The sequence below is a fragment of the Streptomyces sp. NPDC050439 genome (genome assembly GCF_040655335.1).
Lineage (GTDB): Bacteria > Actinomycetota > Actinomycetes > Streptomycetales > Streptomycetaceae > Streptomyces.
The window spans coordinates 297,813-324,472 of sequence record NZ_JBFAJT010000004.1 but is presented as its reverse complement, the minus strand read 5'-3'; the positions used below and the strand labels follow the sequence as shown (position 1 = coordinate 324,472).

The 26,660-nt window shown below is 69.9% G+C and carries 22 protein-coding genes; 13 read left to right on the top strand and 9 right to left on the bottom strand.

The window, feature by feature from the left end; all coding sequences use genetic code 11:
- Nucleotides 1–29: 29 nt before the first annotated feature.
- Nucleotides 30–1,697, top strand: a complete 1,668-nt coding sequence (locus AB0I66_RS18825; RefSeq protein WP_363208980.1) for a fumarate hydratase — start codon at nt 30–32, stop codon at nt 1,695–1,697.
- Between the two features lie 84 nt (nt 1,698–1,781).
- Here AB0I66_RS18825 and AB0I66_RS18820 read toward each other — a convergent pair whose 3' ends face one another.
- Entirely contained in the window at nt 1,782–3,347 is a 1,566-nt protein-coding gene (locus tag AB0I66_RS18820) for a ricin-type beta-trefoil lectin domain protein (protein ID WP_363208979.1), read from the bottom strand.
- 120 nt (nt 3,348–3,467) lie between these two features.
- On the opposite strand from AB0I66_RS18820, the gene AB0I66_RS18815 reads away from it, so the two are divergent.
- The 4 genes from AB0I66_RS18815 to AB0I66_RS18800 all read left to right on the top strand — a co-directional run bounded on the left by AB0I66_RS18815 (nt 3,468) and on the right by AB0I66_RS18800 (nt 8,592).
- Complete coding sequence (locus AB0I66_RS18815; protein ID WP_363208978.1) at nt 3,468–4,880, top strand: class II fumarate hydratase; 1,413 nt, start codon at nt 3,468–3,470, stop codon at nt 4,878–4,880.
- Between the two features lie 77 nt (nt 4,881–4,957).
- Nucleotides 4,958–5,644, top strand: coding sequence for a DUF402 domain-containing protein (locus AB0I66_RS18810; RefSeq protein ID WP_363208977.1), 687 nt, complete (start codon nt 4,958–4,960; stop codon nt 5,642–5,644).
- A 127-nt stretch (nt 5,645–5,771) separates the two neighbouring features.
- Entirely contained in the window at nt 5,772–6,464 is a 693-nt protein-coding gene (locus AB0I66_RS18805) for a class I SAM-dependent methyltransferase (protein ID WP_363208976.1), read from the top strand.
- A gap of 55 nt (nt 6,465–6,519) precedes the next feature.
- Nucleotides 6,520–8,592, top strand: coding sequence for an ATP-binding SpoIIE family protein phosphatase (locus AB0I66_RS18800; RefSeq protein WP_363208975.1), 2,073 nt, complete (start codon nt 6,520–6,522; stop codon nt 8,590–8,592).
- A gap of 70 nt (nt 8,593–8,662) precedes the next feature.
- On the opposite strand, the gene AB0I66_RS18795 is transcribed toward AB0I66_RS18800, so the two are convergent.
- Complete coding sequence (locus tag AB0I66_RS18795) at nt 8,663–10,927, bottom strand: transglycosylase domain-containing protein (protein WP_363208974.1); 2,265 nt, start codon at nt 10,925–10,927, stop codon at nt 8,663–8,665.
- A 237-nt stretch (nt 10,928–11,164) separates the two neighbouring features.
- On the opposite strand from AB0I66_RS18795, the gene AB0I66_RS18790 reads away from it, so the two are divergent.
- From AB0I66_RS18790 to AB0I66_RS18780, 3 genes are read left to right on the top strand one after another with little or no spacing between them, the layout of a single operon-like run.
- Nucleotides 11,165–11,692: a PadR family transcriptional regulator gene (locus AB0I66_RS18790; RefSeq protein ID WP_363208973.1), complete on the top strand. Its 528-nt coding sequence runs from the start codon at nt 11,165–11,167 to the stop codon at nt 11,690–11,692.
- Nucleotides 11,689–12,375, top strand: a complete 687-nt coding sequence (locus AB0I66_RS18785; RefSeq protein WP_363208972.1) for an ABC transporter ATP-binding protein — start codon at nt 11,689–11,691, stop codon at nt 12,373–12,375. The genes AB0I66_RS18790 and AB0I66_RS18785 overlap by 4 nt, the downstream gene beginning before the upstream one ends.
- Nucleotides 12,372–14,801 (top strand): FtsX-like permease family protein, encoded by a 2,430-nt coding sequence (locus AB0I66_RS18780; protein ID WP_363208971.1) that lies wholly within the window; start codon nt 12,372–12,374, stop codon nt 14,799–14,801. The genes AB0I66_RS18785 and AB0I66_RS18780 overlap by 4 nt, the downstream gene beginning before the upstream one ends.
- Nucleotides 14,802–14,837: 36 nt before the next feature.
- Here the strand turns inward: AB0I66_RS18780 and AB0I66_RS18775 are convergent, their stop codons facing one another.
- The gene (locus AB0I66_RS18775; RefSeq protein ID WP_363208970.1) at nt 14,838–15,776 is read right to left on the bottom strand and encodes a LysR substrate-binding domain-containing protein; all 939 of its coding nucleotides are present in this window, start codon (nt 15,774–15,776) and stop codon (nt 14,838–14,840) included.
- A 129-nt stretch (nt 15,777–15,905) separates the two neighbouring features.
- Here AB0I66_RS18775 and AB0I66_RS18770 point away from each other — a divergent pair, with 129 nt between their 5' ends.
- Together AB0I66_RS18770 and AB0I66_RS18765 are read left to right on the top strand one after the other, a co-directional pair.
- Nucleotides 15,906–16,460 carry a peroxiredoxin gene (locus tag AB0I66_RS18770; protein WP_361832984.1) on the top strand — a complete coding sequence of 185 codons (555 nt, stop codon included), beginning with the start codon at nt 15,906–15,908 and terminating at the stop codon, nt 16,458–16,460.
- A gap of 15 nt (nt 16,461–16,475) precedes the next feature.
- The gene (locus tag AB0I66_RS18765) at nt 16,476–17,006 is read left to right on the top strand and encodes an alkyl hydroperoxide reductase (RefSeq protein WP_363208969.1); all 531 of its coding nucleotides are present in this window, start codon (nt 16,476–16,478) and stop codon (nt 17,004–17,006) included.
- A gap of 165 nt (nt 17,007–17,171) precedes the next feature.
- Here AB0I66_RS18765 and AB0I66_RS18760 read toward each other — a convergent pair whose 3' ends face one another.
- From AB0I66_RS18760 to AB0I66_RS18745, 4 genes are all read right to left on the bottom strand, one after another.
- Nucleotides 17,172–18,539 (bottom strand): AI-2E family transporter, encoded by a 1,368-nt coding sequence (locus tag AB0I66_RS18760; protein WP_363208968.1) that lies wholly within the window; start codon nt 18,537–18,539, stop codon nt 17,172–17,174.
- A gap of 126 nt (nt 18,540–18,665) precedes the next feature.
- Nucleotides 18,666–19,406, bottom strand: coding sequence for a lytic transglycosylase domain-containing protein (locus tag AB0I66_RS18755; RefSeq protein ID WP_363208967.1), 741 nt, complete (start codon nt 19,404–19,406; stop codon nt 18,666–18,668).
- Nucleotides 19,407–19,793: 387 nt separating this feature from the next.
- Entirely contained in the window at nt 19,794–21,116 is a 1,323-nt protein-coding gene (locus tag AB0I66_RS18750) for a PhoH family protein (RefSeq protein ID WP_363208966.1), read from the bottom strand.
- Between the two features lie 328 nt (nt 21,117–21,444).
- Entirely contained in the window at nt 21,445–22,206 is a 762-nt protein-coding gene (locus AB0I66_RS18745) for an isoprenyl transferase (protein WP_361832974.1), read from the bottom strand.
- Between the two features lie 153 nt (nt 22,207–22,359).
- Between AB0I66_RS18745 and mgrA the strand changes: the two genes are divergently transcribed.
- The gene (mgrA, locus tag AB0I66_RS18740; protein ID WP_363208965.1) at nt 22,360–23,397 is read left to right on the top strand and encodes an L-glyceraldehyde 3-phosphate reductase; all 1,038 of its coding nucleotides are present in this window, start codon (nt 22,360–22,362) and stop codon (nt 23,395–23,397) included.
- A 15-nt stretch (nt 23,398–23,412) separates the two neighbouring features.
- Here mgrA and AB0I66_RS18735 read toward each other — a convergent pair whose 3' ends face one another.
- Complete coding sequence (locus AB0I66_RS18735; RefSeq protein WP_363208964.1) at nt 23,413–23,985, bottom strand: hypothetical protein; 573 nt, start codon at nt 23,983–23,985, stop codon at nt 23,413–23,415.
- A 336-nt stretch (nt 23,986–24,321) separates the two neighbouring features.
- Here AB0I66_RS18735 and AB0I66_RS18730 point away from each other — a divergent pair, with 336 nt between their 5' ends.
- On the top strand, nt 24,322–24,651 hold the full coding sequence (locus AB0I66_RS18730) for a DUF192 domain-containing protein (protein WP_363208963.1): 330 nt from the start codon (nt 24,322–24,324) through the stop codon (nt 24,649–24,651).
- 268 nt (nt 24,652–24,919) lie between these two features.
- Here the strand turns inward: AB0I66_RS18730 and AB0I66_RS18725 are convergent, their stop codons facing one another.
- Nucleotides 24,920–25,267 (bottom strand): helix-turn-helix domain-containing protein, encoded by a 348-nt coding sequence (locus tag AB0I66_RS18725; RefSeq protein WP_363209394.1) that lies wholly within the window; start codon nt 25,265–25,267, stop codon nt 24,920–24,922.
- Between the two features lie 139 nt (nt 25,268–25,406).
- Between AB0I66_RS18725 and AB0I66_RS18720 the strand changes: the two genes are divergently transcribed.
- Nucleotides 25,407–26,633: a winged helix DNA-binding domain-containing protein gene (locus AB0I66_RS18720; protein ID WP_363208962.1), complete on the top strand. Its 1,227-nt coding sequence runs from the start codon at nt 25,407–25,409 to the stop codon at nt 26,631–26,633.
- The last annotated feature ends 27 nt before the right edge of the window (nt 26,634–26,660 follow it).

The window sequence follows — 26,660 nt, the reverse complement described above, 5'->3', positions numbered from 1 at the left end:
CGCTGTCTGCCGAGTGAGGAATGGCCGTAATGCCAGAGTTCGAGTACTCCGATCTGCTCCCCCTGGGAGAGGACACCACCCCGTACCGGCTGGTGACCTCCGAGGGTGTCTCCACGTTCGAGGCCGACGGGCGGACGTTCCTCAAGGTCGACCCCGAGGCGCTGCGCACGCTCGCCGCCGAGGCGATCCACGACATCCAGCACTACCTGCGGCCCGCGCACCTGGCCCAGCTGCGGCGCATCGTCGACGACCCGGAGGCGTCGGGCAACGACAAGTTCGTGGCGCTCGACCTGCTGAAGAACGCGAACATCGCGGCGGCTGGCGTGCTCCCCATGTGCCAGGACACCGGCACGGCCATCGTCATGGGCAAGCGCGGCCAGAACGTCCTCACCGAAGGTGAGGACGAGAAGGCGCTCTCGCACGGCATCTACGACGCGTACACGAAGCTGAACCTGCGCTACTCGCAGATGGCTCCCCTGAACATGTGGGAGGAGAAGAACACCGGCTCCAACCTCCCGGCCCAGATCGAGCTGTACGCGACCGACGGCGGCGCCTACAAGTTCCTCTTCATGGCCAAGGGCGGCGGCTCGGCGAACAAGTCGTTCCTCTACCAGGAGACGAAGGCCGTCCTGAACGAGACCTCCATGATGAAGTTCCTGGAGGAGAAGATCCGCTCGCTGGGCACGGCCGCCTGCCCGCCGTACCACCTGGCGATCGTCGTCGGCGGCACCAGCGCCGAGTTCGCCCTGAAGACCGCGAAGTACGCCTCCGCGCACTACCTGGACGAGCTGCCCGCCGAGGGCTCCCCCACCGGCCACGGCTTCCGGGACAAGGAGCTGGAGGAGAAGGTCTTCGAGCTCACGCAGAAGATCGGCATCGGCGCGCAGTTCGGCGGCAAGTACTTCTGCCACGACGTACGCGTGGTGCGCCTGCCCCGGCACGGCGCGTCGCTGCCCGTCGCCATCGCCGTCTCCTGCTCGGCCGACCGCCAGGCGACCGCGAAGATCACCGCCGAGGGCGTCTTCCTGGAGCAGCTGGAGACGGACCCGGCGCGCTTCCTGCCGGACACCGAGGACTCCCACCTGGACGAGTCCGCCGACGTCGTCAAGATCGACCTCAATCAGCCCATGGACGACATCCTCGCCGAGCTCACCAAGCACCCGGTGAAGACTCGCCTCTCGCTCACCGGCCCCCTCGTCGTGGCCCGCGACATCGCGCACGCCAAGATCAAGGAGCGGCTCGACGCGGGCGAGGAGATGCCGCAGTACCTGAAGGACCACCCCGTCTACTACGCGGGCCCCGCCAAGACCCCCGAGGGCTACGCCTCCGGCTCCTTCGGCCCCACGACGGCCGGCCGGATGGACTCCTACGTGGAGCAGTTCCAGGCGGCGGGCGGCTCCAAGGTCATGCTCGCCAAGGGCAATCGCTCGAAGCAGGTCACCGACGCCTGTGACGCGCACGGCGGCTTCTACCTGGGCTCCATCGGCGGACCCGCCGCGCGTCTGGCCCAGGACTGCATCAAGAAGGTCGAGGTCGTCGAGTACGAGGAGCTCGGCATGGAGGCGGTGTGGAAGATCGAGGTGGAGGACTTCCCGGCCTTCATCGTGGTCGACGACAAGGGCAACGACTTCTTCCAGAACCCGGCCCCGGAGCCGACGTTCACATCCATCCCGGTGCGCGGTCCCGGCCTGGCGTGATCTTTTGAGGGGCGCGGGGAACTGCGCGACCAGCCACGGCGCACCCGCGGCGCAGGACGCGCAGTTCCCCGCGAAGGCGGGCTCCTAGGCGAACCGCTGGTTCGCCGCCCCCGTGCACTTCTGGAGCCTGACCGGCTCCTTGGCCCCCGCGAGGGTCAGGCACAACCCGGTGGCGGCGGCCGGCCGCAGAGTGTCCGCCTCACGCACGAACTTCTGGTTGCCGCCGCCGTGGCAGTTCCAGAGCGTGACCGCGGTGCCTTCCTTGTACGCGCTGTCGGGCACGTCGAGGCAGCGGTCCTGGGTCAGGCCCGTGTGCAGCGACCGCTGCCCGCCGGACCCGCCGTCGTACCACCACGTCTGGTTGCGGTTGCCGGTGCAGTCCCAGCCCTGGACCTTGGTGCCGTTACGGCTCTTGGACGCGTCGACGTCCACGCACGTCCCGGTGCCCGCGTTCTTGAGCGGTTTGTACGCGTCGTCCCAGCCGCCCGGGTGGAGCTTGGGGCTGCCCGTGCTCGCCGGGTCCGCGCAGCCGGCCTCGCTCAGGCCTGAGTCGTAGATCTGCGTCAGGCAGGAGGCGAAGGCCGCGTGGCCGCGGGCGTTGGGGTGGAAGGACTGGCGGACCGAGTTGGAGTCCGGCGGGAAGGGGTTGGAGAGGTCCACGTAGAGACCGCGCGCCCAGGTGTCCTCCATGCAGACCTCATGGCCGTGGAAGAGGCGGGAGTTGTCGAGGTAGGTCGCGCCCGCGGCCTTGACCGCCTTGCGCATGCCGGTCTCGAAGGTGGGGACGGCGTAGTTGCGGCCCCACTCGGTGTCGGAGTCGTAGCCGAGACCGCCGCACGCCAGCTTGCCGGGGAACTTGGGGTTGTCCCGGAAGTCGGGGCCGATCGGGCTCGGATAACCCATGACGACCAGCTTGTAGTCGTCGCCCGCGTAACCCGCGTCCCTCATGACGGTCTTCAGGTCGCGTACGGACTGCTCGACCTTGGGCACGAGCGCGTCGACCCGCGCCTGCCAGCCCGCCGTGTACTTGCCCGCGCAGGCGCCCTGGCTGAGCAGGAATCGGGTCACGCAGTCGGTCATCACGGGCGCGAACTGGAGGTCGTCGTTGGCGCCGATGACGAGCAGCACCGCCTTGATCTTCGTGTTGCGCGCCTTGACGGCGAGATTGTCGCTCTGGACCAGCTCGTCGGGGTACTGCTGCTGACCGCCGATCTTGATGTTGACGGTCTGCGCCCCCGAGCAGGCGACGTTGTACGTCTCGTCCGCGGGGATGCCGGTGCGGTGGATCGCGGCGTCCGGGGAGCGGTGGCACCAGTTGTCGGGGCCGTCGGTGCCGAGTTCGTACGTCCCGACGCCCTCGCCCGAGATCTCGCTGTCGCCGAGGGAGATGAGCCCGGTCCTGCGCTCGGCGAGCGGGCGCTCGGCCGGGTCGCCGTAGAGCTTGGTGGCCTCGGCCGCCCGGATCTTCTCCAGTTCGGGCGGCAGGGGCGTGGAAGCGGGTGCGACGCTCCCGCGGTCCGTGCCGTCCGCCGCGCCGTCCGCCGCCTGGGCGGGTGTGCCCGCCACGGTGCCGAGCACCGCCGCCATCGCCACGGCCGCCGCGAACATACATCGCGGCCTGCCCCGGCGGCCCTGTCTGGTGCGCTTCATTGCGCCTCCCCGGTTGGTGTTACCCACGGTTTTACTGGTGAGTAGGAGCAGGGGGAATACCTAGAACAAGACAAGTGCTCAACTTTTCAGCGAGGTCTGACGGAGAGGTAGGTTCGAGGCATGACCAGCGACGCCAGCGCAAGCGCAAGCGGTGAGTACCGGATCGAGCACGACTCCATGGGCGAGGTGCGGGTCCCCGCACACGCCAAGTGGCGGGCGCAGACGCAGCGGGCGGTGGAGAACTTCCCCGTCTCCGGACAGCGCCTGGAGCGCGCGCACATCGCCGCGCTCGCGCAGGTCAAGGCGGCGGCCGCGAAGGTCAACGCGGATCTCGGGGTGCTCGACAAGGACGTGGCCGAGGCGATCGCGGACGCGGCGGGCGAAGTGGTCGAAGGCCGCTGGGACGAGCACTTCCCCGTGGACGTCTTCCAGACCGGCTCCGGCACGTCGTCCAACATGAACACCAACGAGGTGCTCGCGACGCTGGCCTCCGAGCGGCTCGGCCGCAGCGTCCACCCGAACGACCACGTGAACGCGTCCCAGTCCTCGAACGACGTCTTCCCCTCCTCCATCCACATCGCGGCCACCGGCGCCGTGACCCAGGACCTGATCCCCGCGCTGGAGCACCTGGCGACCGCCCTGGAGCGGAAGTCGACGGAGTTCGCCGACGTGGTGAAGTCCGGGCGCACGCACCTGATGGACGCCACGCCCGTGACCCTGGGCCAGGAGTTCGGCGGATACGCCGCCCAGGTGCGCTACGGCGTGGAGCGGCTCAAGGCCTCGCTGCCCCGCCTCGCCGAACTGCCGCTCGGCGGCACGGCGGTGGGCACCGGGATCAACACCCCGCCCGGCTTCTCGGCGGCCGTCATCGAGGAGGTGGCCCGGGTCACGGGGCTTCCGCTCACCGAGGCCAGGGACCACTTCGAGGCCCAGGGCGCGCGTGACGGCATCGTCGAGACCAGCGGGCAGCTGCGGACGATCGGCGTCGGCCTCACGAAGATCGCCAACGACCTGCGCTGGATGGCCTCGGGCCCGCGGACCGGCCTCGCCGAGATCAACCTGCCCGATCTGCAGCCCGGTTCCTCGATCATGCCGGGAAAGGTGAACCCGGTCATCCCGGAAGCGGTGCTCATGGTCGCCGCGCAGGTCACCGGCAATGACGCGACGGTCGCCGCGGCGGGCGCCGCAGGCAACTTCGAGCTCAATGTGATGCTGCCGGTCATCGCCAAGAACGTATTGGAGTCCGTGCGGCTCCTCGCCAATGTCTCGCGGCTCCTCGCCGACCGGACGGTCGACGGAATCACCGCGAACGCCGAGCGGGCCAGGGAGTACGCCGAGTCCTCGCCCTCCGTGGTCACCCCGCTGAACAAGTACATCGGATACGAGGAGGCGGCGAAGGTCGCCAAGAAGTCCCTCGCCGAGCGGAAGACCATCCGGGAGGTCGTCCTGGAGGGCGGGTACGTCGAGCGGGGCGCGCTCACCCTGACGCAGTTGGACGAGGCCCTTGACGTGCTGCGGATGACGCATCCATAGGACGTGTCACAGGCAGTTCTCCTTTACGCCCGGACACGTTCTGAGGACCTTGTCCGGGCGCCGACTAATATCTCTGCATGACAGACCTCACCACGCCGCCAACGACGAGCAGCGAGACAGCACGCTGGGCCCCCGGCTCCCACGTCCTGTGGCGGTACAAGGAAAACGGCGGGAACGGCATTCACATCTGCCGGCCCGTCACGGTCGTGCGCGACACGGAAGAGCTGCTCGCCGTCTGGATGGCCCCCGGCACGGAATGCGTGAAACCCGTGATGGCCGACGGGACTTCCGTCCACCAGGAGCCGCTCGCCACCCGCTACACGAAGCCTCGCGCCCTGCGCACGGGCCACTGGTCCGGGACCGGCGTGCTGAAGCTGGCCCGCCCCGCGGAGCCCTGGTCGGTGTGGCTCTTCTGGGACCCGGGATGGCGGTTCAAGAGCTGGTACGTGAACCTCGAGGAGCCACGCACCCGCTGGGCCGGAGGCATCGATTCCGAGGATCACTTTCTGGACATCTCCGTGCGGCCGGACCGTACGTGGCAGTGGCACGACGAGGACGAGTTCGCCCAGGCCCAGCGCGCCGGTCTGATGGGCGCGGAAAAGGCACGGGAGGTATGGGCGGCCGGGCATGCTGCCCTCGACGTGATCCGCTCGTGGGGGCGGCCCTTTTCGGACAACTGGCAGCACTGGCGGCCCGATCCGGACTGGGCGATTCCACCCCTTCCGGATGACTGGGACCGCACGCCCGCGCATGTGACGTCATGAGACCCTTGATGCGCCCCCATGGTTCAAACGTAGGATCGTCCTCCGCAAGGGCGCACAGCAGCAACTCAGCAGCAACTCCCTGAGCTTGCGCGTTGCCTGACAGGGTGTCATCGAAGGGCGGCAGAACGTGAGCGAGGCGAGCGAGTTCGACGGGTACGGCGGGCCATCCGGCCCGCTGCCCGACCGGACGGGCCAGGCGGAGGCCTTCGACGCCATCGGCAGGCACTACGACGAGGCGTTTCCCCACAAGGACGGGCAAGTGGCCGCGGGCCGCAGGCTCGCCGACGCGCTGCCGCCCGGCTCCAGGGTGCTCGACGTGGGCTGCGGCACCGGCGTCCCGACCTCCCGTCAACTCGCCGACGCCGGGCACCTCGTCCTCGGCATCGACCTCTCGTCGGGCATGCTCGACCTCGCCAGGAAGAACGTGCCCGCGCACCACGCCGAGTTCCGGCAGCTCGACGTGGCGGCGCTGCGCGCCGAAGGCCCGGACGGCGTCGGGAAGTTCGACGGGATCGCGGCATTCTTCGCGCTCCTGATGCTGCCGCGCGCAGAAATCCCGTACGCTCTGCGGCTGCTGCACGGACTGCTGCGCCCCGGTGGCCTGCTCGCGCTGTCCATGGTCGAGGCCGACCTGGACGACGCGGGAATTCCGTTCCTGGGGCACACAATCCGGGTATCCGGTTACCTGCGGGAGGAACTGCGGCAGGTCGTGCGTGACGCGGGCTTCGACATCGTCGACGAGGACACGTACTCCTACGCCCCCGCCAGCACCGACGTACCACCCGAGCACCAGCTCTTTATGCACTGCCGACGCGGCTGACCAACGTAGCCCCCGGACACCAAGGCGCAGCCCCGGACGGACGGATTCGAAACGCGTGACGGAGCACTCCATCCCCGACGAGGGCCGACAGCCCCGAGCTGCCCGGCCCGCCGCCCCCGCGGAACCCCGCGGGGCGCAGGCGCGTGCCCACAAGGCGCGGGACACCCCGGGCGCGGCCGCCTTCCCGGCCCAGGCCCAGGCCCGTACGGGCGACTGCACCGCGAGCCCGAGCGACGAGCACTCCCAGCCGTCCGGGCTCCCCGGACAGCAGCCCGACCCGCACCGGCCGCGCCCCGACCAGGGGTCCGGGCAGGGCGGCGGACACGACGAGCCCGACGGCGTCCCCCCGGGCGCCCCCGGCGGTGAGGAGCGGCGTACGGGACAGCCACGACCTGCGGGCTCCGGTCCCGCGGCGATGCGGCGCGACGGCGACCGGCTGCGCTTCGTGGGCGCCGCGACCCGGCGCATCGCCCGCGGCATCGACCTGGACGAGATCGTCATGGGCCTGTGCCGGGCCACGGTGCCGACGTTCTCCGACGCGATACTGGTCTATCTGCGCGACCCGCTGCCGGTCGGCGAGGAGCGGCCCAGCGGCGCGCTCATCCTGCGGCTGCGCCGCACCGACCGGCTGCGTTCGATCGAGGAGGGCGCGGAGGAGCCGGACACCGACGGCACCGCCCTGCCCGCCCTCCAGGTGCAGAGCGACCTGGTGACGACCGCCGAGCTGTGCGAGGTGAGCCCCGGCGGTGCCCTCGCCGAGGTCCTGCGCGGCGTGCGCCCGGTCTTCGCCGACGCCCCCGCCGCCCGTGCCGCACTGCCCGAACTGCTCGGCGAGGGACGCTCCGTGCCCTCGGGGCAGCGGACGATCCTCGCGCCGCTGCGGGGCCGGCGCCGGGTGATCGGCGCGGCGGTGTTCCTGCGCCGCCCCGACCGGCCCGCGTTCGAGAACGACGACCTCCTGGTCGCCGCCCAACTGGCCACGCACAGCGCGCTCGGCATCGACAAGGCCGTGCTCTACGGCCGCGAGGCGTACATCGCCGACGAGCTGCAGCGCACGATGCTGCCCGAGACCCTGCCGCGCCCGACCGGCGTCCGTCTCGCGTCCCGCTATCTCCCGGCGGCCGAGACGGCCCGGGTCGGCGGCGACTGGTACGACGCGATCCCGCTGCCCGGCAGCCGGGTCGCGCTCGTCGTGGGCGACGTCATGGGGCACTCCATGACCTCGGCGGCGATCATGGGCCAGCTGCGGACGACCGCGCAGACCCTGGCCGGGCTCGACCTGCCGCCCCAGGAGGTCCTGCACCACCTGGACGAGCAGGCGCAGCGGCTCGGCTCGGACCGCATGGCGACCTGCCTCTACGCGGTCTACGACCCGGTGGCGCACCGCATCACCATCGCCAACGCCGGTCACCCGCCGCCCGTCCTGCTGCACCTGGGCGGCCGCGCGGAGGTCCTGCGGGTCCCGCCGGGCGCCCCCATCGGCGTGGGCGGGGTCGACTTCGAGGCCGTGGAGCTGGACGCGCCCGCGGGCGCCACCCTGCTGCTCTACACGGACGGCCTCGTCGAGTCCCGGCTGCGTGACGTGTGGACGGGCATAGAGCAGCTGCGCGAACGGCTCGCCGCCACCGCCCAGTTGACGGGCCACGACCATCCACCGCCCCTCGAAGCCCTCTGCGACGACGTGCTCGACATGCTGGGCCCCGGCGACCGGGACGACGACATCGCGCTGCTCGCCGCCCGCTTCGACGGCATCGCGCCGAGCGACGTCGCGTACTGGTTCCTGGAACCGGAGGACGCCACGCCCGCCCGCGCCCGCCGCCTGGCCCGCAGCGCCCTGGAGCGCTGGGGCCTCGAAGAGCTGACCGACTCCCTGGAGCTCCTGGTCAGCGAGGTCGTCACGAACGCCGTGCGGTACGCGTCGCGCCCCGTGACCCTGCGCCTGCTGCGTACGGACGTGCTGCGCTGCGAGGTCGGCGACGACGTGCCGCAACTGCCGCGCTTGCGCCAGGCGCGGGCCACGGACGAGGGCGGCCGGGGGCTCTACCTGGTCAACAAGCTGGCCCGGCGCTGGGGCGCGACGCGCCTGAGCACCGGAAAGGTGGTCTGGTTCGAGCTGAACCACAGCTGAGCGCGGAGCAGTTCACGGCGAAGGCCCCGGAAGCGTCTGCTTCCGGGGCCTTCGCCGTGCCGTGTGGCCGTCAGTCCCTGTTGGGCCGCCCGTTCGGGTTCTCCGGGATCTCGATGGAGTCCGTCGGGTCCGGCTCGGCCGGGTCGTCCGTCGGCTCCTGAGTGGTGGGATCCTCCGTCGGCTCCTCGGTGGTCGGCTCCTCCGTCGGCTTGTCCGTCGTCGGGTCGTCCGTCGGCGGCTTCGTCGTCGGGTCCTCGGTCTCCGAGGGCTCCTCCGTCGGCTCCTTGGGGGCCTGCGTGGTCGGCTCCGGGGGCGGCGCGACGGCCGCGCCCATCGAGGTGTCCAGATCGAACTCGCTGGGCGAGCCCATCGCGTCGAAGGTGTACGCCGCCCAGATCTGCGCCGGGAAGCTGCCGCCGTCGACGCGCGGCAGACCGCCCGCGCCCTTCATGGAGACCTGCTTGCTCTGCTCGGCGGTGCCCGCGGCGCCCTCGCCGAACAGGCCGACGGAGGTGACCAGCTTCGGCGTGTAGCCGGTGAACCAGGCCGACTTGTTGTCGTCGGACGTACCGGTCTTGCCCGCCACGTCCTGCACGGGGCTGCGCACCGCGCGGCCCGTTCCGTCGTCGACCACGCCGGTCAGGACCGAGGTGAGCGAGTCGGCGGTGCCGCGCTCGACCACCTTCTCGCCGATCGGATCCGGCAGCTCGATCGTGCGGTCCTTGTGCTCGACGGACGCCACGACCGCCGGGGTGACCTTCACGCCATGGTTGTCGAGCGTCGCGTAGACGCCCGCCATCTCCAGCGGGCTCGCGCCCATGGTGCCCAGGGTCTGGGCGGGCACGGCGGGCAGATTCTCGACGTCCATGCCGAGCTTGCCCGCGGTCTCCAGCACGTCGTCCATGCCGACGTCCACGCCCATCTGCGCGAAGACGGAGTTGATGGACTTGTTCATCGCCTTCTGGACGGTGACCTGGCCGTAGCTCTTGTCGTCCTCGTTCGGCGGCGCGAAGGCGACGTCGCTGCCCTTGACCGGGCGCTCGCTGGTGCCGTCGTAGACCGTGCTCGCCGTGATCGGCTGGCCGGACTGGGTCTTGGCGCCGTTCTCCAGGGCGGCGGCCAGGATGAGCGGCTTGAAGGTGGAGGCGGGCTGGTAGTCACGCCGGGTGGCGTTGTTCGTGTAGTGCTTGACGTAGTCCTCGCCGCCGTACATGGCGAGGACCTTGCCGGTCTTGGGGTCGACGGACGCGGCGCCCGCCTGCACCCGGGCGTCGGCCTTGCGCTTGTCGGGGTCGAGCTGCTTGTTCAGCTTCTTGTCGACGGCCTTCTCGAGCTGCTGCTGCTTCTTCTTGTCGATGTTGAGCGTGATCGTGTAGCCGCCCGCGTCGAACTGCTCCTCGCTGAGGTGACCGGCCTTCATGACCTCGGCCTTGGCCTCCTTCACGAGATAGCCGGTCTGGCCCTCCAGACCGGGCGCCGCCTTGGGCTCGTCCGGCTTGTCGAACGTGAGGCCCTCGCGCTCGCTCGCCGACAGCCAGTTCTCCTCGACCATGTTGTCGAGCACGTAGTTCCAGCGGGCCTTGACCAGCTTCTTGCTGGCGGGCGTGGCGGAGGTGTAGTCGTACTGGCTCGGGGCCTGGAGGAGGGCCGCGAGGTAGGCGCCCTGCGTGACGTTCAGCTTCTCGGCGTCGATGCCGTAGTACGCCTGGGCGGCGGCCTGGATGCCGTAGGCGCCGCGGCCGTAGTAGCTGGTGTTGATGTACCCGGCGAGGATCTTGTCCTTGCTGCTGTTCTGGTCCACCTTCAGCGAGATGACGAGTTCCCTGAACTTACGGGTCACCGTCTGGTCCTGCGTCAGGTAGTAGTTCTTGACGTACTGCTGGGTGATCGTCGAGCCGCCCTGCTTGCCCTTGCCGGTGACGGTGTTGATCAGGCCGCGGGCCGTGCCCTTGAAGTCGACGCCCTTGTCCTTGTAGAAGGACTTGTTCTCGGCGGCCACGAACGTGCGCTGGACCTTCTTGGGCACCTTGGCGAGGTCGACGACCTCGCGGTTCAGCTCGCCCGTCCTGGCGATGACATCGCCGTTCTTGTACTTGTAGACGTTGCTCTGGAGCTTGGCCGCCGCGTTGCCCTCGGGCACGTCGACCATCATGTAGAGGACGACGAAGCCGAGCATGCCGAGCAGGCAGAGCCCGAAGAACGTCCCGAGAATCTTCTTCAGCGTGAAGAAGCGGCGTATGCCCGTGCGCTTGGGCTTGCCGCCGCCGGCTGGGCGTACGCGCCCTGCCCGGCGCGCGCCGCGCTGCCGCGCCTGTCGCTCTTCCGCTCGGCCCATGGCTCTGAGTGCTCCGCTTCCGTCTAGTCCTCATGCGTACGTCGAGTCAGCTCATGAAGCTAACACCGCACCCTGGGACAAACTCCTGCCGATCCGGTCTTTTCCGGACGTGACAATGAGCACCTGTCCCTGATTACCGACGAACGCAGGCCCGCAAAGGTTGCCCGCCTTTCGAACCTGTGAGCTCCCCGTGACAGGTATACATGCCACGTATACACACGGTGTAGAGTGCTCCGCATGTCCATCGGTCACACCCTCCTCGGCCTCCTTGAGTCGGGCCCGCGCCACGGCTACGACCTCAAGCGCACCTTCGACGAGAAGTTCGGGCACGACAAGCCACTGCACTACGGGCAGGTCTACTCGACCATGTCCCGCCTCCTGAAGAACGGCCTCGTCGAGGTCGACGGCATAGAGGCGGGCGGCGGCCCCGAGCGCAAGCGGTACGCGATCACCGACGCCGGCATCACCGATGTCGAGCGCTGGCTCGCCACCCCCGAGAAGCCCGAGCCCTACCTCCAGTCGACCCTCTACACGAAGGTCGTCCTCGCGCTCCTCACCGAGCGCGACGCCTCGGAGATGCTCGACGCCCAGCGCGCCGAACACCTGCGCCTGATGCGCATACTCACCGACCGCAAGCGCAAGGGCGACCTCGCCGACCAGCTGATCTGCGACCACGCCCTCTTCCATCTCGAAGCCGATCTGCGCTGGCTGGAACTCGCCGCCGCGCGCCTCGGCAAGCTCGCCCAGGAGGTCCGCTCCGCATGACCCCCGCCGGTTCCCTTCTCACCGCCTCCGGGCTCCGCAAGGCGTACGGTCCGACCACCGCGCTCGACGACGCCGAGTTCTCCATCCATCCCGGCGAGGTCGTCGCCGTGATGGGCCCCTCCGGCTCTGGCAAGTCCACGCTCCTGCACTGCCTCGCGGGGATCGTGAAGCCCGACTCGGGCTCCATCACGTACAACGGCCGCGAGCTCACCGGCCTGCCGGACGCCACGCTGAGCGCCCTGCGCCGCAGCGAGTTCGGCTTCGTCTTCCAGTTCGGGCAGCTCGTCCCCGAGCTGACGTGCGTGGAGAACGTCGCGCTTCCGCTGCGGCTCAACGGCGCCAGGCGCAAGGACGCCGAGGCGACCGCCCGTACCTGGTTGGAGCGCCTGGAGGTCGAGGACGTCGCCGCCAAGCGCCCCGGTGAGGTCTCCGGCGGGCAGGGCCAGCGCGTCGCCGTGGCCCGCGCGCTCGCCACGAACCCGCGCGTGCTCTTCGCCGACGAACCCACCGGCGCCCTGGACTCCCTCAACGGCGAGCGCGTCATGGAGCTGCTCACCGACGCCGCGCGCTCGACGAACGCCGCCGTGGTCCTGGTCACGCACGAGACGCGGGTCGCCGCCTACTCCGACCGCGAGATCGTCGTACGCGACGGCAGGTCACGGGACATGGAGCGCGCGATATGAGCCTCGACTCGCGCACCAGGGCCAAGACGGCGCCCCGGCCGCCGCTCGCCGACGCCGCCGCGGCTGGGTCCAAGGGTGGCCCCCGCGCCTTCGTCCGCGACCTCGCCATGGGCATCCGCTTCGCCGTCGGCGGCGGCCGCGAGGGCTGGACGCGCACCCTCCTGACGGCCGTCGGCGTCGGCCTCGGCGTGGCCCTGCTGCTCGGCGCCGCATCCGTGCCCACGCTGCTCCAGCACCGCGAGGACCGCTCGGTGGCCCGCTCGGCCGAGGACCAGTTCACCGGCAAGAAGGTCGAGCGGTCGGACTCCACGGTCCTGCAACGCGACGTTCCCACCGACTTCCGCGACGCGACGGTGAGCGGCCGCGTGCTGCGCGCCGACGGCGCGCACCCGACCCTGCCGCCCGGCCTGGAGAAGATCCCGGCGGACGGCGAGATGGTCGTGTCGCCCGCCCTGCGCGAGCTCCTGGACAGCTCCGAGGGCGCCCTCCTGAAGGAACGGTTCGGCGAGTACCGGATCACGGGCACCGTCGGCGACGCGGGCCTGACCAACCCCAGGGAGCTCTACTACTACGCCGGTTCCGACGCCCTCACCCCGGCCAAGGGCGGCCACCGCGTGGCCGACTTCGGTTACAAGGAGGCCGCGGAGCCCCTGGACCCGATGCTGATCGTCCTGGTCGTCCTGATCTGCGTGGTCCTGCTGACCCCGGTGGTCATCTTCATCGGCACGGCGGTCCGCTTCGGCGGCGACCGGCGCGACCGGCGCCTGGCCGCGCTGCGTCTGGTCGGCGCCGACGCCCCCAGCGTGCGGCGGATCGCGGCGGGCGAGGCCCTGTGCGGCGCGCTGCTCGGCCTTGCACTGGGCGGTCTGTTCTTCCTGGGCGTGCGCGAGGTGATCGGCACCCTCGAAGGGTGGAAGATCAGCGCCTTCCCCTCCGACGTGGTCCCGGTGCCCGGCCTCGCCGTCCTCATCCTGCTCGCCGTGCCGGTCACCTCCGTCCTGGTCACGCTGATCTCGCTGCGGGCCGTCTCCATCGAGCCGCTGGGTGTCGTGCGGAGCACCAAACCCCGTAAGCGCCGCGTGTGGTGGCGCGTCGTGATGCCGCTCGTCGGCCTCGGCATCCTGCTCGCCGCGGGCCAGGTCGGCGGCGACTACGCTCCGCCGGTCTTCGCCATCGGCGCCGGCGCGACGCTCACCCTGGTGGGCCTTGCGGTGCTGCTGCCCTGGCTCGTCGAGACCTGCGTGGCGCGGCTGCGTGGCGGCGGGCCCGTGCCCTGGCAACTGGCCACCCGAAGGCTCCAGTTGAGCAGCGGCACGGCGGCACGCGCGGTCAGCGGCATCACGGTCGCGGTGGCGGGCGCCATCGCCCTCCAGATGCTGTTCGTCGCGATGCACGACGACTTCAACACGACGACGGACAACGACCCCGGACGGGCCAAGATCTCGGTCCGCGCGGAGGTCGGCGACGGCGCGCTCGCAGGCCGGATGATCGAGAAGTTCCGCGCCACCAAGGGCGTCAAGAACGTCATCGCCACGACCACCTCGTACGTCGTGCGGCCGGGCAAGCTGGAGGGCGACGAGGACTTCCGCCCCCTCACCGAGCTGACGGTCGGCACCTGCGCGAACCTGCGCGAGCTGGCCCGCATCGGCTCGTGCCGGGACGGCGACACCTTCGTCGTGCACACCGGCAACAAGAGGCTGAACGCGTGGGTCGACAAGTCGGCCCGCCCCGGCAAGCCGGTCGACCTGAGCGTCGACAGCTGGGACGACCCCGGCAAGCGGCACGTCCCCTGGACGCTGCCCGCCGACTCCCGCACGGTCAAGGCCCGCCCCGACCCGGGCGGCGACCTGCACGACGGCATCTACGCGACGCCCGGCGCGATCGACATGGCCAAGATGAAGGACGCCTCGACGACCGCGATGATCCAGGTGGACCCCAAGTCCCCGGACGCCGAGGAGTACATCCGCAACACCGCGGCCCGCGTCGACCCGTTCCTCCAGGTGATGACGCTTCGGGCGGTCGAGCGCGACAAGCAGTACGCCACCATCCAGACCGGCCTGCAGATCGGCGCGATGGCGACGATGGCGCTGATCGCGGCGTCCATGCTCGTCTCGATGATCGAGCAACTGCGGGAACGCAAGCGCCTCCTCGCCGCCCTCACCGCGTTCGGCACCCGCCGCACATCGATGGCGTGGTCGATCCTGTGGCAGACCGCGATCCCGGTCGCGATCGGCCTGGCGCTCGCCGTGGCGGGCGGGCTCGGCCTCGGCTGGGTCATGGTCCGCATGATCGAGAAGTCGGTCACCGACTGGTGGCTCTTCGCTCCCCTGACGGTCGCGGGCGCCGCCCTCGTCGCCGTCGTGACGGTGCTCAGCCTGCCGCCGCTGTGGCGCATGATGCGCCCGGACGGCCTGCGCACGGAGTAACTCCCCCACCAGGGGCGGTACGTTGCCGGTGCGGGGTCACACCACCCGCACCGGCAACGGCTGCACGGCCCCCCGCATCGCGGCGGCAAGCGCCTCGTACTCCGCCGCACGCGCGGCGCCCGTACGCATCGCCAGGGCGATCCGCCGGGTCGGCGCCGGGTCCGCGAAGTACCCGGTGAGCAGCTGATTGCTGCGGCTGGTCTCGACGCGGACCGCGGTGCGCGGGAGCAGCGTCACTCCGAGCCCGCCGGCCACCAGCTGTACGAGGGTGGAGAGCCCGGCGGCCGTCGTGGTCACCGGGGCATCCGCGCGCCCGGCCTCCCGGCAGATGTCCAGCGCCTGGTCGCGCAGGCAGTGCCCCTCGTCGAGCAGCAGCAGATTCAGCTCGCGCAGGGCGTCGCGCGGGATTCCCTCGCGCCCGCCGAGCCAGTGGTCGAGCGGCGTGACGAGCACGAAGTCCTCGTCGAACAGGGGGAGTTCGGTGACGCCGGGCACACCGAGCGGCACGGCGAGAAGCAGCAGGTCGAGCCGTCCGGCACCGAGCCCCTCGATCAGCGAGGAGGTCTGCTCCTCATGGACCTGGAGGTCCAGGTCCGGGTACTTCTCGTGGACGAGCCCGATGAGCGTGGGCAGCAGGTAGGGCGCGACGGTCGGGATCACGCCGAGCCGCAGCGCCCCGGTGAAGGGCGCGCGCACCGCGTCGGCCTCCTCCATCAGCGCCCCGACCTCTTCGAGCACGGCCCTGGCCCGCACCGCGAGGCGCTCACCGGCCGACGAGAGCAGCACCTTGCGGGTCGTACGCTCGACCAGGGTGACACCGAGTGTCTCCTCCAGGGCGGACACGGCGCCGGAGAGCGCGGGCTGACTCATCCCTATTGCTACCGCCGCGTCCCTGAAGTGCAGATGTTCGGCCACGGCCGCGAAGGCGCGCAGCTGCGCCAGGCTGGGCTGCTTGCCCCTATTTATGGCTCGCACTGATAGCCACCTCCGATCAACAGAACAGAGTGTAGCTATTTCCCGAATCAATGCACTCTGTGCCACGATCGACAGCAGTCCAACCCCCTGGAGCCCCTTACCCGGGTTCCTATGCTGCAAGGAGAGTCCGTGCTCACTGTCGGTGACAAGTTCCCCCAGTTCGATCTGACCGCCTGCGTCTCCCTGGAGAAGGGCGCCGAGTTCAAGCAGATCGACCACAAGACCTACGAGGGCAAGTGGAAGATCGTCTTCGCGTGGCCCAAGGACTTCACCTTCGTGTGCCCGACCGAGATCGCCGCCTTCGGCAAGCTGAACGACGAGTTCGCTGACCGTGACGCCCAGATCCTCGGCTTCTCCGGTGACTCCGAGTTCGTGCACCACGCCTGGCGCAAGGACCACCCGGACCTGACGGACCTGCCCTTCCCGATGCTGGCCGACTCGAAGCACGAGCTCATGCGTGACCTCGGCATCGAGGGCGAGGACGGCTTCGCGCAGCGCGCCGTCTTCATCGTCGACCAGAACAACGAGATCCAGTTCACGATGGTGACCGCCGGTTCCGTGGGCCGTAACCCCAAGGAGGTCCTCCGGGTCCTCGACGCCCTCCAGACCGACGAGCTCTGCCCCTGCAACTGGACCCAGGGCGACGAGACCCTCGACCCGGTCGCGCTGCTCTCGGGCGAGTGAACGGAGTTATCTGACATGGCACTCGACGAACTGAAGTCCGCCGTACCGGACTACGCCAAGGACCTGAAGCTGAACCTCGGCTCGGTCATCGGCAACTCGGACCTGCCGAAGCAGCAGCTCTGGGGCACGGTGCTCGCCTGCGCGATCGCCTCCCGCTCCCCGAAGGTGCTGCGCGAGCTGGAGCCCGAGGCGAAGGCGAACCTCTCCCCCGAGGCGTACACCGCCGCCAAGTCGGCCGCGGCCGTCATGGCGATGAACAACGTCTTCTACCGCACGCGCCACCTGCTCTCCGACCCGGAGTACGGGACGATGCGCGCGGGCCTGCGGATGAACGTCATCGGCAACCCGGGCGTGGAGAAGGTCGACTTCGAGCTGTGGTCGCTCGCGGTCTCCGCGATCAACGGCTGTGGCCAGTGCCTCGACTCGCACGAGCAGGTGCTGCGGAAGGCCGGCGTGGACCGCGAGACGATCCAGGAAGCCTTCAAGATCGCCGCCGTGATCCAGGCGGTCGGCGTCACGCTGGACTCCGAGGGATTCCTGGCGTAGTCGCCTCAAGCCAACTGAGTGGCCCCGCCCAGCTTCTGCTGGGCGGGGCCACTTTTTCGGCTTGGCCGGGCTGAATTCATTCAGCCCCTCCGGCGATTGAGGAGCGGGGCCTGGGGCAGAGCCCCAGTTTCGGGAAGGGGCGGGCTTGGGGACTGCCGGTAGGCGCTACCCGCCCGCACCCGGCGACGGGGAAGGCGGCGGATCAACCGGTGCCACATCCAGCGCGGTCGCCCCCCGCGGCTGCGGCGCCTGCTTCAGGGCGGCCTCGCGGGAGTACGCCCGCAGGTAGCCCACCACCGTGTTGGTGACGGCGACCAGCGGCACCGCGACGACCGCCCCGCCGATCCCGGCGACGAGACCGCCCGCGGCCACCGACAGCACCACCGCCAGCGGATGCACCCGTACGGCACGGCCGAGGATGAACGGCTGCAGGATGTGGCCCTCGATCTGCTGCACGGCAAGCACCACGACCAGGGTCATCACACCGGTGAACACGCCCTGGGTCACCAGGCCCACCACCACGGCGAGCGCGCCCGAGATGACCGCACCCACCAGCGGGATGAACGCGAACAGGAAGATGAAGACGGCCAGCGGCACCGCCATCGGCACCCCGAGGAAGTAGATCCCGAGCCCGATGAAGATCGCGTCGATCAGAGCCACTATCACCGTGCCGCGCACATAAGCCGTCAGCGTGCGCCAGGCTCGCGGCCCCGCGCCCGCGATGCCGGGCCGCGCGGGCGCCGGGACCAGCTTCAGGACCCACTGCCAGATGCGCTTGCCGTCGTACAGCAGGAACAGCGTCGAGAACATCGCGAGCAGGATGCCCGTCATGGCCTCCACGATGACGGTGACGCCTTCGAGGCCCGCCGACGTCAGCTCCTCGGTGTTCGCCCCGACCGCCTCGCGCAGGCTCTTGGCGATGTCGTTGATCTGGTCCTCGGTGACGTGGAACGGGCTGGTGAGCAGCCAGTTGCGCAGATCGTCGATGCCGTCCTGGACCTGACTGGAGAGCGTGTCCGCGTTGTCCATGACCTGCCAGACCACGAACCAGCCGACCAGGCCCATGATGACGAAGCCGAGCACGGCCGTCACGACCGTCGCGAGCCCCCTCGGCAACCCGAGCCGCTTGAGCCGGGCCACCGTCGGCTGGAGCATCGCGGTGATGAGCAGCGCCGCGACGAAGGCGAAGACGACGAGCTGCACGGCGCTGATGACCTTCATCAGCACCCAGAGCGTGCCCGCGAGCACGAGAAGGCGCCAGCCGGCCTCGGCCGCGACCCGCATCCCCCACGGAACCGCGGCGACGGGGTCGGGCCGTGCCGCCACGTCCGGGGCGTACGAGGGCGGGGCGGGCACGACCTGCTCCTCCGCGGCCGCGTCGCCCTCGGCGGCGGCGGCCTCGTCGGCGTAGGACCGCCGCGAGGTCCTGATCCCGTCCTCAGGGCCGGAGTCGGGCTCGCCCTGCCCCATCCGCTCCCCCATCTGCGACAGCCCGGCACCGAGCCTGCCGATCCACCCTGGCACTCGCGACATGATCCGTCCTCTTCCCCCGTCTTGCCCCACCACTCCCCCCTGGAAGTTGTCGGAATGACCGTACACGGCTGAGACCCCCCACCGAAGGACGGTGAGGGGCCTCAGAAAGGTTGAGCGATACGCGGCTCAGTACCAGTTGTTCGCCTGCCAGAAGTCCCAGGCTCCGCACGGGCTTCCGTAGCGGTCGTTCATGTAGCCGAGGCCCCACTTGATCTGCGTGGCGGGGTTCGTCTGCCAGTCGGCACCGGCCGAGGACATCTTGGAACCGGGCAGCGCCTGGACGAGGCCGTAGGCACCCGACGAGGGGTTGCTGGCCTTGTAGTTCCAGGTGGACTCGTGGTTGACGATGTTGCTGAAGCACTGGAACTGGTCACCGGGGACCATCTGCCGTGCCATCGCCTGGACCTGCGAGACGGAGTACGAGGACTGCGGGGCGAAGTCCGAGGCGTCGCGCGCGGAAGAACGGCTGGCCTTGACCTCCGCCTTCTCCTCGCGCTCCTTCTTGGCGGCGGCCTTCTCGGCTGCCTCCGCCTTCTCGGCGGCCTTCTGCTTCGCGATCGCCGACTCGGCGGCCTTCTTGCGGGCCGCCTCTGCCGCGGACTTCTTCGCGGCCGTGTCCGCAGCCATGGCCTGTGCGTCGGCCTGCTGCGTCAGGGACGCGGTCTGCACCTGGGCCTGCTGACCCGCGGGGATGTCTGCGAGGAGAGTCGCGTCGCTTGCTGTCGCCTCGAAGTCGTTGTCATTCGAGGCGCCCGGGGTGCTGCCCGAGGCGACACCGACAACAGCGCCGACGGTGGTGACCGCGGTGGCGGATGCCACGGCGAATCCCCGGACCGAAATCCGGCTCACACGGTTTCCTTCCAGCATCGCCCGCTAGGTGACCTCGCGGACGCAATCTTGCCCCTGACGCTGGCCTCCGCTTGGTATCGGTCACGGGAGGCACGGGCCCGGTGGGCAACTCCCGTGACGGGAGCGCCGCGTGGTGCTCGGGCGGCATGCGACGGCCACTATGAAGTTCTGGGTTTCCTGTGTTGCCGTACCCCTGGGGGTACACGTGTGTCGCATGCGGGGCCTGACAGGACCCAGACTCTGCCCCAGCCGGATGCCGCAAGGCAATTCTCCGTGCCGTGTGAAAGCTCACACCTCGTTTGCCCCAGGAGTTTTTCGGAAAAGGGCGGACGCCAAGACGCCGCCCGGCTAAGCTCCTTCGCTTCGCCGGGCGGCGCCAACTACCGCGTAACCAGGGTGAACTGGTCAGATCTGGCCGTCCTCCAGCATTTCGGTCACGAGCGCCGCGATCTGCGAACGCTCCGATCGGGTGAGCGTGACGTGGGCGAAGAGCGGATGGCCCTTCAGCTTCTCGACGACGGCAACTACCCCGTCGTAGCGCCCCACTCGGAGGTTGTCGCGCTGGGCGACGTCATGGGTCAGCACGACCCGGGAGTTCGCCCCGATCCTGGACAGAACGGTCAAAAGGACGTTCCGTTCCAGGGATTGGGCCTCGTCGACGATCACGAACGCGTCATGCAACGAGCGCCCGCGGATATGGGTGAGAGGGAGCACTTCGAGCATGCCGCGCGCCGTCACCTCCTCGATGACCGCCTTGCCCGCGACCGAGCCCAGCGTGTCGAAGACCGCCTGGGCCCAGGGACCCATCTTCTCGGCCTCGGTGCCGGGCAGATAGCCGAGCTCCTGCCCGCCCACCGCGTACAGCGGCCGGAAGACCATCACCTTCTGGTGCTGGCGGCGCTCCAGGACCGCCTCGAGCCCCGCGCAGAGCGCCAGGGCCGACTTGCCGGTGCCCGCCCGGCCGCCCATCGACATGATGCCGATGTCCGGGTCGAGCAGCAGATCGAGCGCGATGCGCTGCTCCGCACTCCTCCCCTTGAGGCCGAAGGCCTCCCGATCGCCGCGTACGAGACGGACATTGCCCTCGGCCGTCACGCGGCCCAGCGCCTTGCCCCTCTCCGACTGGATGGTGAGACCCGTGTGGACGGGCAGGTCGGCCGCCTCGGGCACATACAGGGTGTCCTCCTCGAAGAGGAGGTCCACCTGTTCGCCGGAGAGGGTCAGTTCGGACATTCCGGTCCAGCCGGAGTCCGTGATGGCGAGCTCGGCGCGGTACTCCTCCGCGAGGAGGCCGACCGAGGACGCCTTGATCCTCAGGGGCAGATCCTTCGACACGACGGTGACGTCGTATCCCTCTGCCTGGAGGTTGCGCGCTACGGCGAGAATCCGTGAGTCGTTGTCCCCCAACCGGTAGCCGGCCGGAAGCACGCCGGGATCGGAGTGGTTGAGCTCGACGCGCAGCGTGCCGCCCAGGTCGCCGATCGGGATCGGCGCGTCCAGGCGACCGTGCTTCACCCGGCAGTCGTCCAGGAGGCGCAGGGCCTGCCGGGCGAAGTAGCCGAGCTCGGGATGGTGCCGCTTCGCCTCGAGTTCCGTGACCACGACGACGGGCAGCACGACTTCGTGCTCGTCGAAGCGGTACATGGAGTTCGGGTCAGCGAGCAGAACACTGGTGTCGAGAACATAGGTGCGCCTGTCGGGCATGCGGCGCTTTGTGCTGGTCACCACGGAAGGACGTACCCCCTCGGATGAGGTCGGGGAGCGACGGGAAGGATGCCGGGAGAAGTCCGGACCGGTCTCGTGCCGCATGCGCGGGCCGAGCTCCGGCCCTCCACTTCGCCCGTACTCACCGCACGGTCGTCCTGGTGCAAAGGGCCTCCCGGGCGGACGGCCCCATGCCGCCCGCTGAGATACGACATCCGTGAATCGGATGTCGACCTGGAAGGCTTATTCCCTCGAACGTGCGCAGCCATGCCAGGGCATATGACGGCGCGTCCGTGAACTCTGGGTTACTCACGCCTCACCGTCGTGAGCACCGCAGGTGCCTCGTGGGGCGTCAGCCGCCGTAGCGCCGGTGCCTGGCCGCGTAATCACGCAGCGCACGAAGGAAGTCGACCTTGCGGAAAGCCGGCCAGAAGACTTCACAGAAGTAGTACTCGGAGTGGGCCGACTGCCAGAGCATGAAGCCGGACAGGCGCTGCTCACCACTCGTTCGGATCACCAGGTCGGGGTCCGGCTGGCCGCGGGTGTAGAGGTGCTTGGAGATCAGGTCGACGTCGACGGTCTCGGCGACGTCCTCCAGGCTCGTGCCCTTGTCCGCGTGGTCCAGGATCAGCGAGCGGACCGCGTCGGCGATCTCCTGCCGGCCGCCGTACCCGACGGCCACGTTGACCAGTATTCCCTTGTTGCCGTGGGTGGCCTGCTCGGCCTCCTTCAGGACGGCCTGGGTGCGGGAGGGCAGCAGGTCCATCGTGCCCACGTGGTGCACGCGCCAGCGGCCGTCGGCGGCGAGGCTGCGGACGGTGTCCTCGATGATGCCGAGGAGCGGGATGAGCTCCTGCTCGGGGCGGTCGAAGTTGTCCGTCGACAGCATCCACAGGGTGACGACCTCGACGTCCGTCTCGGCGCACCAGCCGAGGAACTCCTCGATCTTGTACGCGCCCGCCTGGTGGCCCTGTTCGGTGGTCCCGCCGGATGCCTTCGCCCAGCGCCTGTTGCCGTCGAGGATGACCCCGATGTGCTTGGGCACCTGATCGTGGTCGAGGCGGCCTTCCACCCGGCGTGCGTAAAGTCCGTACACCAGGTCGCGCAGGTTCACTTCTGTCAGCCCCTCCATGCAGATGGCAGTCCCCGAAGGCGAAAGCCTACCGCTGTGAGGGCGGGCCTCCGCCCTCGGGTGACGCGGCCCTCCGCCTGCCTGTGACGCCGGGCCGGCCCTCGGAAGTTGCATGGCTGAAGTAGCTTCATACCCATGAACGACACGTCTCTGTACCAAGCGGCAGCGGACCGATACGACGCCATGGAGTACCGGCGCACGGGCCGCAGCGGTCTGAAGCTGCCCGCCGTCTCCCTCGGCCTGTGGCACAACTTCGGTGACGACAAGTCCCTGGAGAGCCAGCGCGCGATCCTGCGCCGCGCCTTCGACCTGGGCGTCACGCACTTCGACCTGGCCAACAACTACGGCCCGCCGGCCGGTTCGGCCGAGCTCAACTTCGGCAAGCTGTTCGCCCAGGACTTCGCCCCGTACCGCGATGAATTGGTCCTCTCGACCAAGGCGGGCTACCTCATGCACCCCGGTCCGTACGGCGAGTGGGGTTCGCGCAAGTACCTGCTGTCGTCCCTCGACGCCTCCCTCAAGCGGATGGGCGTCGACTACGTCGACATCTTCTACTCGCACCGCTTCGACCCCGAGACCCCGCTCGAAGAGACGATGGGCGCGCTCGCCTCTGCCGTGCAGCAGGGCAAGGCGCTGTACGTGGGTGTCTCCTCCTACAACAGCGAGCAGACCGCCGAAGCGGCGCGCCTGCTGCGGGAGATGGGCGTCCCCGCGCTCATCCACCAGCCCTCGTACTCGATGATCAACCGCTGGACCGAGGACGACGGCCTGCTCGACACGCTCGAGGACGCGGGCATGGGCTGCATCTCGTTCGTGCCGCTCGCGCAGGGCCTGCTCACGAACAAGTACCTGAAGGGCATCCCGGAGGGTTCGCGCGCCACGCAGGGCAAGTCGCTCGACCCCGACCTCCTGAGCGACGAGGTCATGCGCCGCCTGAACGGCCTGAACGACATCGCGGCCCGCCGCGACCAGTCGCTGGCACAACTGGCCCTCAACTGGGTCCTGCGCGACGAGCGGATGACCTCGGCGCTCATCGGCGCCTCCAGCGTGAAGCAGCTGGAGGAGAACGTCGCGGCGCTCGCGGGCCCGAAGCTCACCGACGAGGAGCTCACCGAGATCGACACGTTCGCGGTGTCGACGCCGGGGACGAACATCTGGGCCGGGCGCGGCTAGTCCGGGCGGAACGCCTCAGCCCGCGTATCCCTGCCCCGGTGCGGGGGTGCGCGGGCGCTTGAACCAGGCGCCGGCGGAACTCTGGCTGAGCAGGACCACGAGCGCGATCGAGCTTCCGACAAGGAGGAGGCCGCCCGGGCCGGCACCTCGGCCGAGGGAGCCGAGCCCCATCAGGATCTGCACGCTGCTGAGCACGATCGACGCGACACGCTTCCCGTGACCGGGCACCTGGAAGCGGAAAGACAGCACGAACAGGGCGATCAGCAGGAAGTTGGCTCCGAGGACCGCGCCCGCGACCTCGGGCCCGTAGAGCGCCCCGCCGATGATCGAGCCGAGCAGGCACATCCCGGACAGCACCCAGATGATGATCTGCGCGGCGCGCACACTGCTCGGCATCGTCTGCGGCGGCATGGGCCCGTAGCCCTGTCCGTAACCGGGTCCGTACCCCTGCCCGTAAGCGGGCCCGTACCCCTGGCCGTGCCCCTGTCCGTACCCGTGGCCGGGGTCCTGTGCGGGGCCCGGATAGGCGGGTATCCCCGCTTGAGGGTTCTCGGGCGGTGGGGGGAATGGGGGGACCTGATTCGACATGTCCCTGACGATAGCCGCACGGCCCGCGCCGACGATCATGCGGGCTCACCCACGCCCTCGGCCCTTCGGGCACAAAAAAATCGGGCCGGTCCATGGGGGGGAGATGGACCGGCCCGAGGGGGGGTTTCCACCATAACCCTTCGTAAGGGAAGTCGCGCGCATCGGCGTGCCACAACTACTCTCCGAAATCGCGCGGCGACTGCGCGGCCCTGCTCCCACACCGCATTTCGGCCTTGGTGGCATATTCCGACCCTGCGCGGCAGTAGCCCGTTGGAGGGACGTGGCGCGGGCGCCCGCTTGACGAGGCGGGCGTGGGGACCGCTAGCTTCGGCCGGCATGGCGATGCTTCTGCTCCCGACCGGCCGGACGCTCCCCCTGGAGATCGCGGACTCCGCGGGCGCGCGGCGGCGCGGGCTGCTCGGCCGTGACGGGGTGTCCGGCGCGATGCTGCTGAGCCCGGCGAGCAGCGTGCACACGGTACGGATGCGGTTCGCCGTCGACGTGGCGTACCTGGACCGGGAGCTGCGGGTGCTGTCCGTGCGGACGATGCGGCCCTGGCGGATCGGCCGCCCCCGGCTGCGGGCCCGGCACGTCCTGGAGGCGGAGGCCGGGGCGATGGCGGGGTGGGGCGTGCGTCCGGGGATGCGCGTGCGGGTCGAGGCGTGACCCGGGCGGGCGGAAGCGAGAGGTACAGAGGAAGGGGGCGCGCGGGGCCGCGCAGCCCCCTCCGCCGCGCGGCACCGCACACGTGGCTTTGCTCACGCGAATTCGCCTTGGTCTGAACTTACGTGATTCTCGCCGCCGGATCGAGCCAGTCCGGATAACGATGCGGAATCAACGCCACCTGTTCCGGGATCACTTGGCTCGTCCGGCCCGCTCGCCACGCTTGCCTAACGATCGGCTCCGGCAGGCAACCACCGGCCCGCTTTTCCCGTCAGGCGGCTTTGCCGTCCTTCTTGCACTCACGGTTGGCCACCAGCTGTTGCATGTTCTCGTCGCCCCACACGCCCAGCGGGATCAGCGCCTCGTTCAGGGACGCGCCGAGGGGGGTCAGCGAGTACTCCACCTTCGGCGGGACCTCCCGGTACACCTCGCGATGCACGATGCCGTCGGACTCCAGCTCGCGCAGCTGCTGGATGAGGACCTTCTCGCTGATGCCGGCGATGTGCCGCCGGAGCTCGCCGAAGCGCAGGGTCGTGCCCGCGTACAGCGCCCAGAGGATCATCGGCTTCCACTTGCCGCCGACGACGTCCACGGCGGCGTCGAGCCCACAGACGTACATCGTCTTGGCCCCCTTGCCGCTCCCCCCGGCACTCCCTTCACCACTCCCCGGATTACCCTCCGCGCCGTGTTCCGGCATGGTCCACTCCTCGTGTCCGCAGAGCCACTTCCCCGGTCGACAGTACCGAAGGAGACCCCCGATGAGCGCCCCTTCCACCGTCACGTGGAGTGCTGCCAACGCCCGGCGCATGGAACGGCAGTTCCTGCGGACGCCCGCTGCACCGGGCGAGGCCGGACCCGCCGAGGTGGTCGACGCGATGCTCGCCGCGCAGGCGCAGGTGATGTCGGCCGCGGAACTGTCGGTGGGGCTGCGGATGGACGGGGCGACCCGGCAGGACGTACGGGCCGCGCTGTGGGGCGAGGAGCCGAGCCTGGTCAAGACGTACGGGCCGCGCGGCACGATCCACTTCCTGCCGACCGCGGAACTCCCCTTCTGGACGGCCGCGTTGTCCGCGATGTCCTCCGGACCGAGCCCGTTCAAGGCGGACGACCGGCTGACGCCCTCCCAGACGGAGGAGATCGTGAGCGCGATCGGCGAGGCGCTGGACGGGGTCCGGCTGACCATCGACGAGCTGAGCGAGGAGGTCGTGGCGCGTACGGGTCCCTGGGCGGGCGACCTGGTGCTGCCCGCCTTCCAGGGGATGTGGCCGCGGTGGCGCTCGGTCATGCATCTCGCGGGCCACCGAGGGGTGCTGTGCTTCGCGCCGAACCGGGGACGCAAGGTGACGTACACGCGTCCGCCGGTGTCCGATGCCCCGCAGCTGTCGCCCGAGGAGGCGACGGAGCGTTTGGTCCAGCGCTTCCTGTACGCGTACGGGCCCGCGAAGCCACGCGAGTTCGCCAAGTGGGCGGCTGCGCCGGACGGCTGGGCGAGCGGAGTGTTCGCGTCGCTGGCATCCGCCGGAAGGATCGAGGCGGTGGAGATGGAGTCGGCCGAGACGGTGGAGATGGCGTCGGCCGAGACGGAGGGGGCGAAGTCGGGCGGGGCGGGGTCCGCGTGGGTGGTCGCGGGGGACACGGAGTTTCCGGGGGAGCCGGTGCGGGGTGTGCGCCTGCTGCCGTACTTCGACGCGTACGTGATCGCCTCACACCCGCGGGCGAAGCTCTTCCCGGGCCGGGCCTACGAGCGAGCGCTGGCCGGGGGCCAGGCGGGCAACTTCCCGGTGCTCCTTGTCGACGGAGTCGTGGCGGGAGTCTGGCACCAACGCCGCTCCGGACGCCGCCTGACGGTGACGGTGGAACCCCTGGACGCACTGAGCGCCGCCCAGGGGCGGGAACTCGCGGGGCAGGTGGAGCGGGTGGGAGAAGTCCTGGAGGGCGTGGCGGAGTTGGTGGTGGGAAGGGTGACGGTGGGGGCGCACGCGTAGCCCGAGGCTACGGGCGCGTACTGCCAT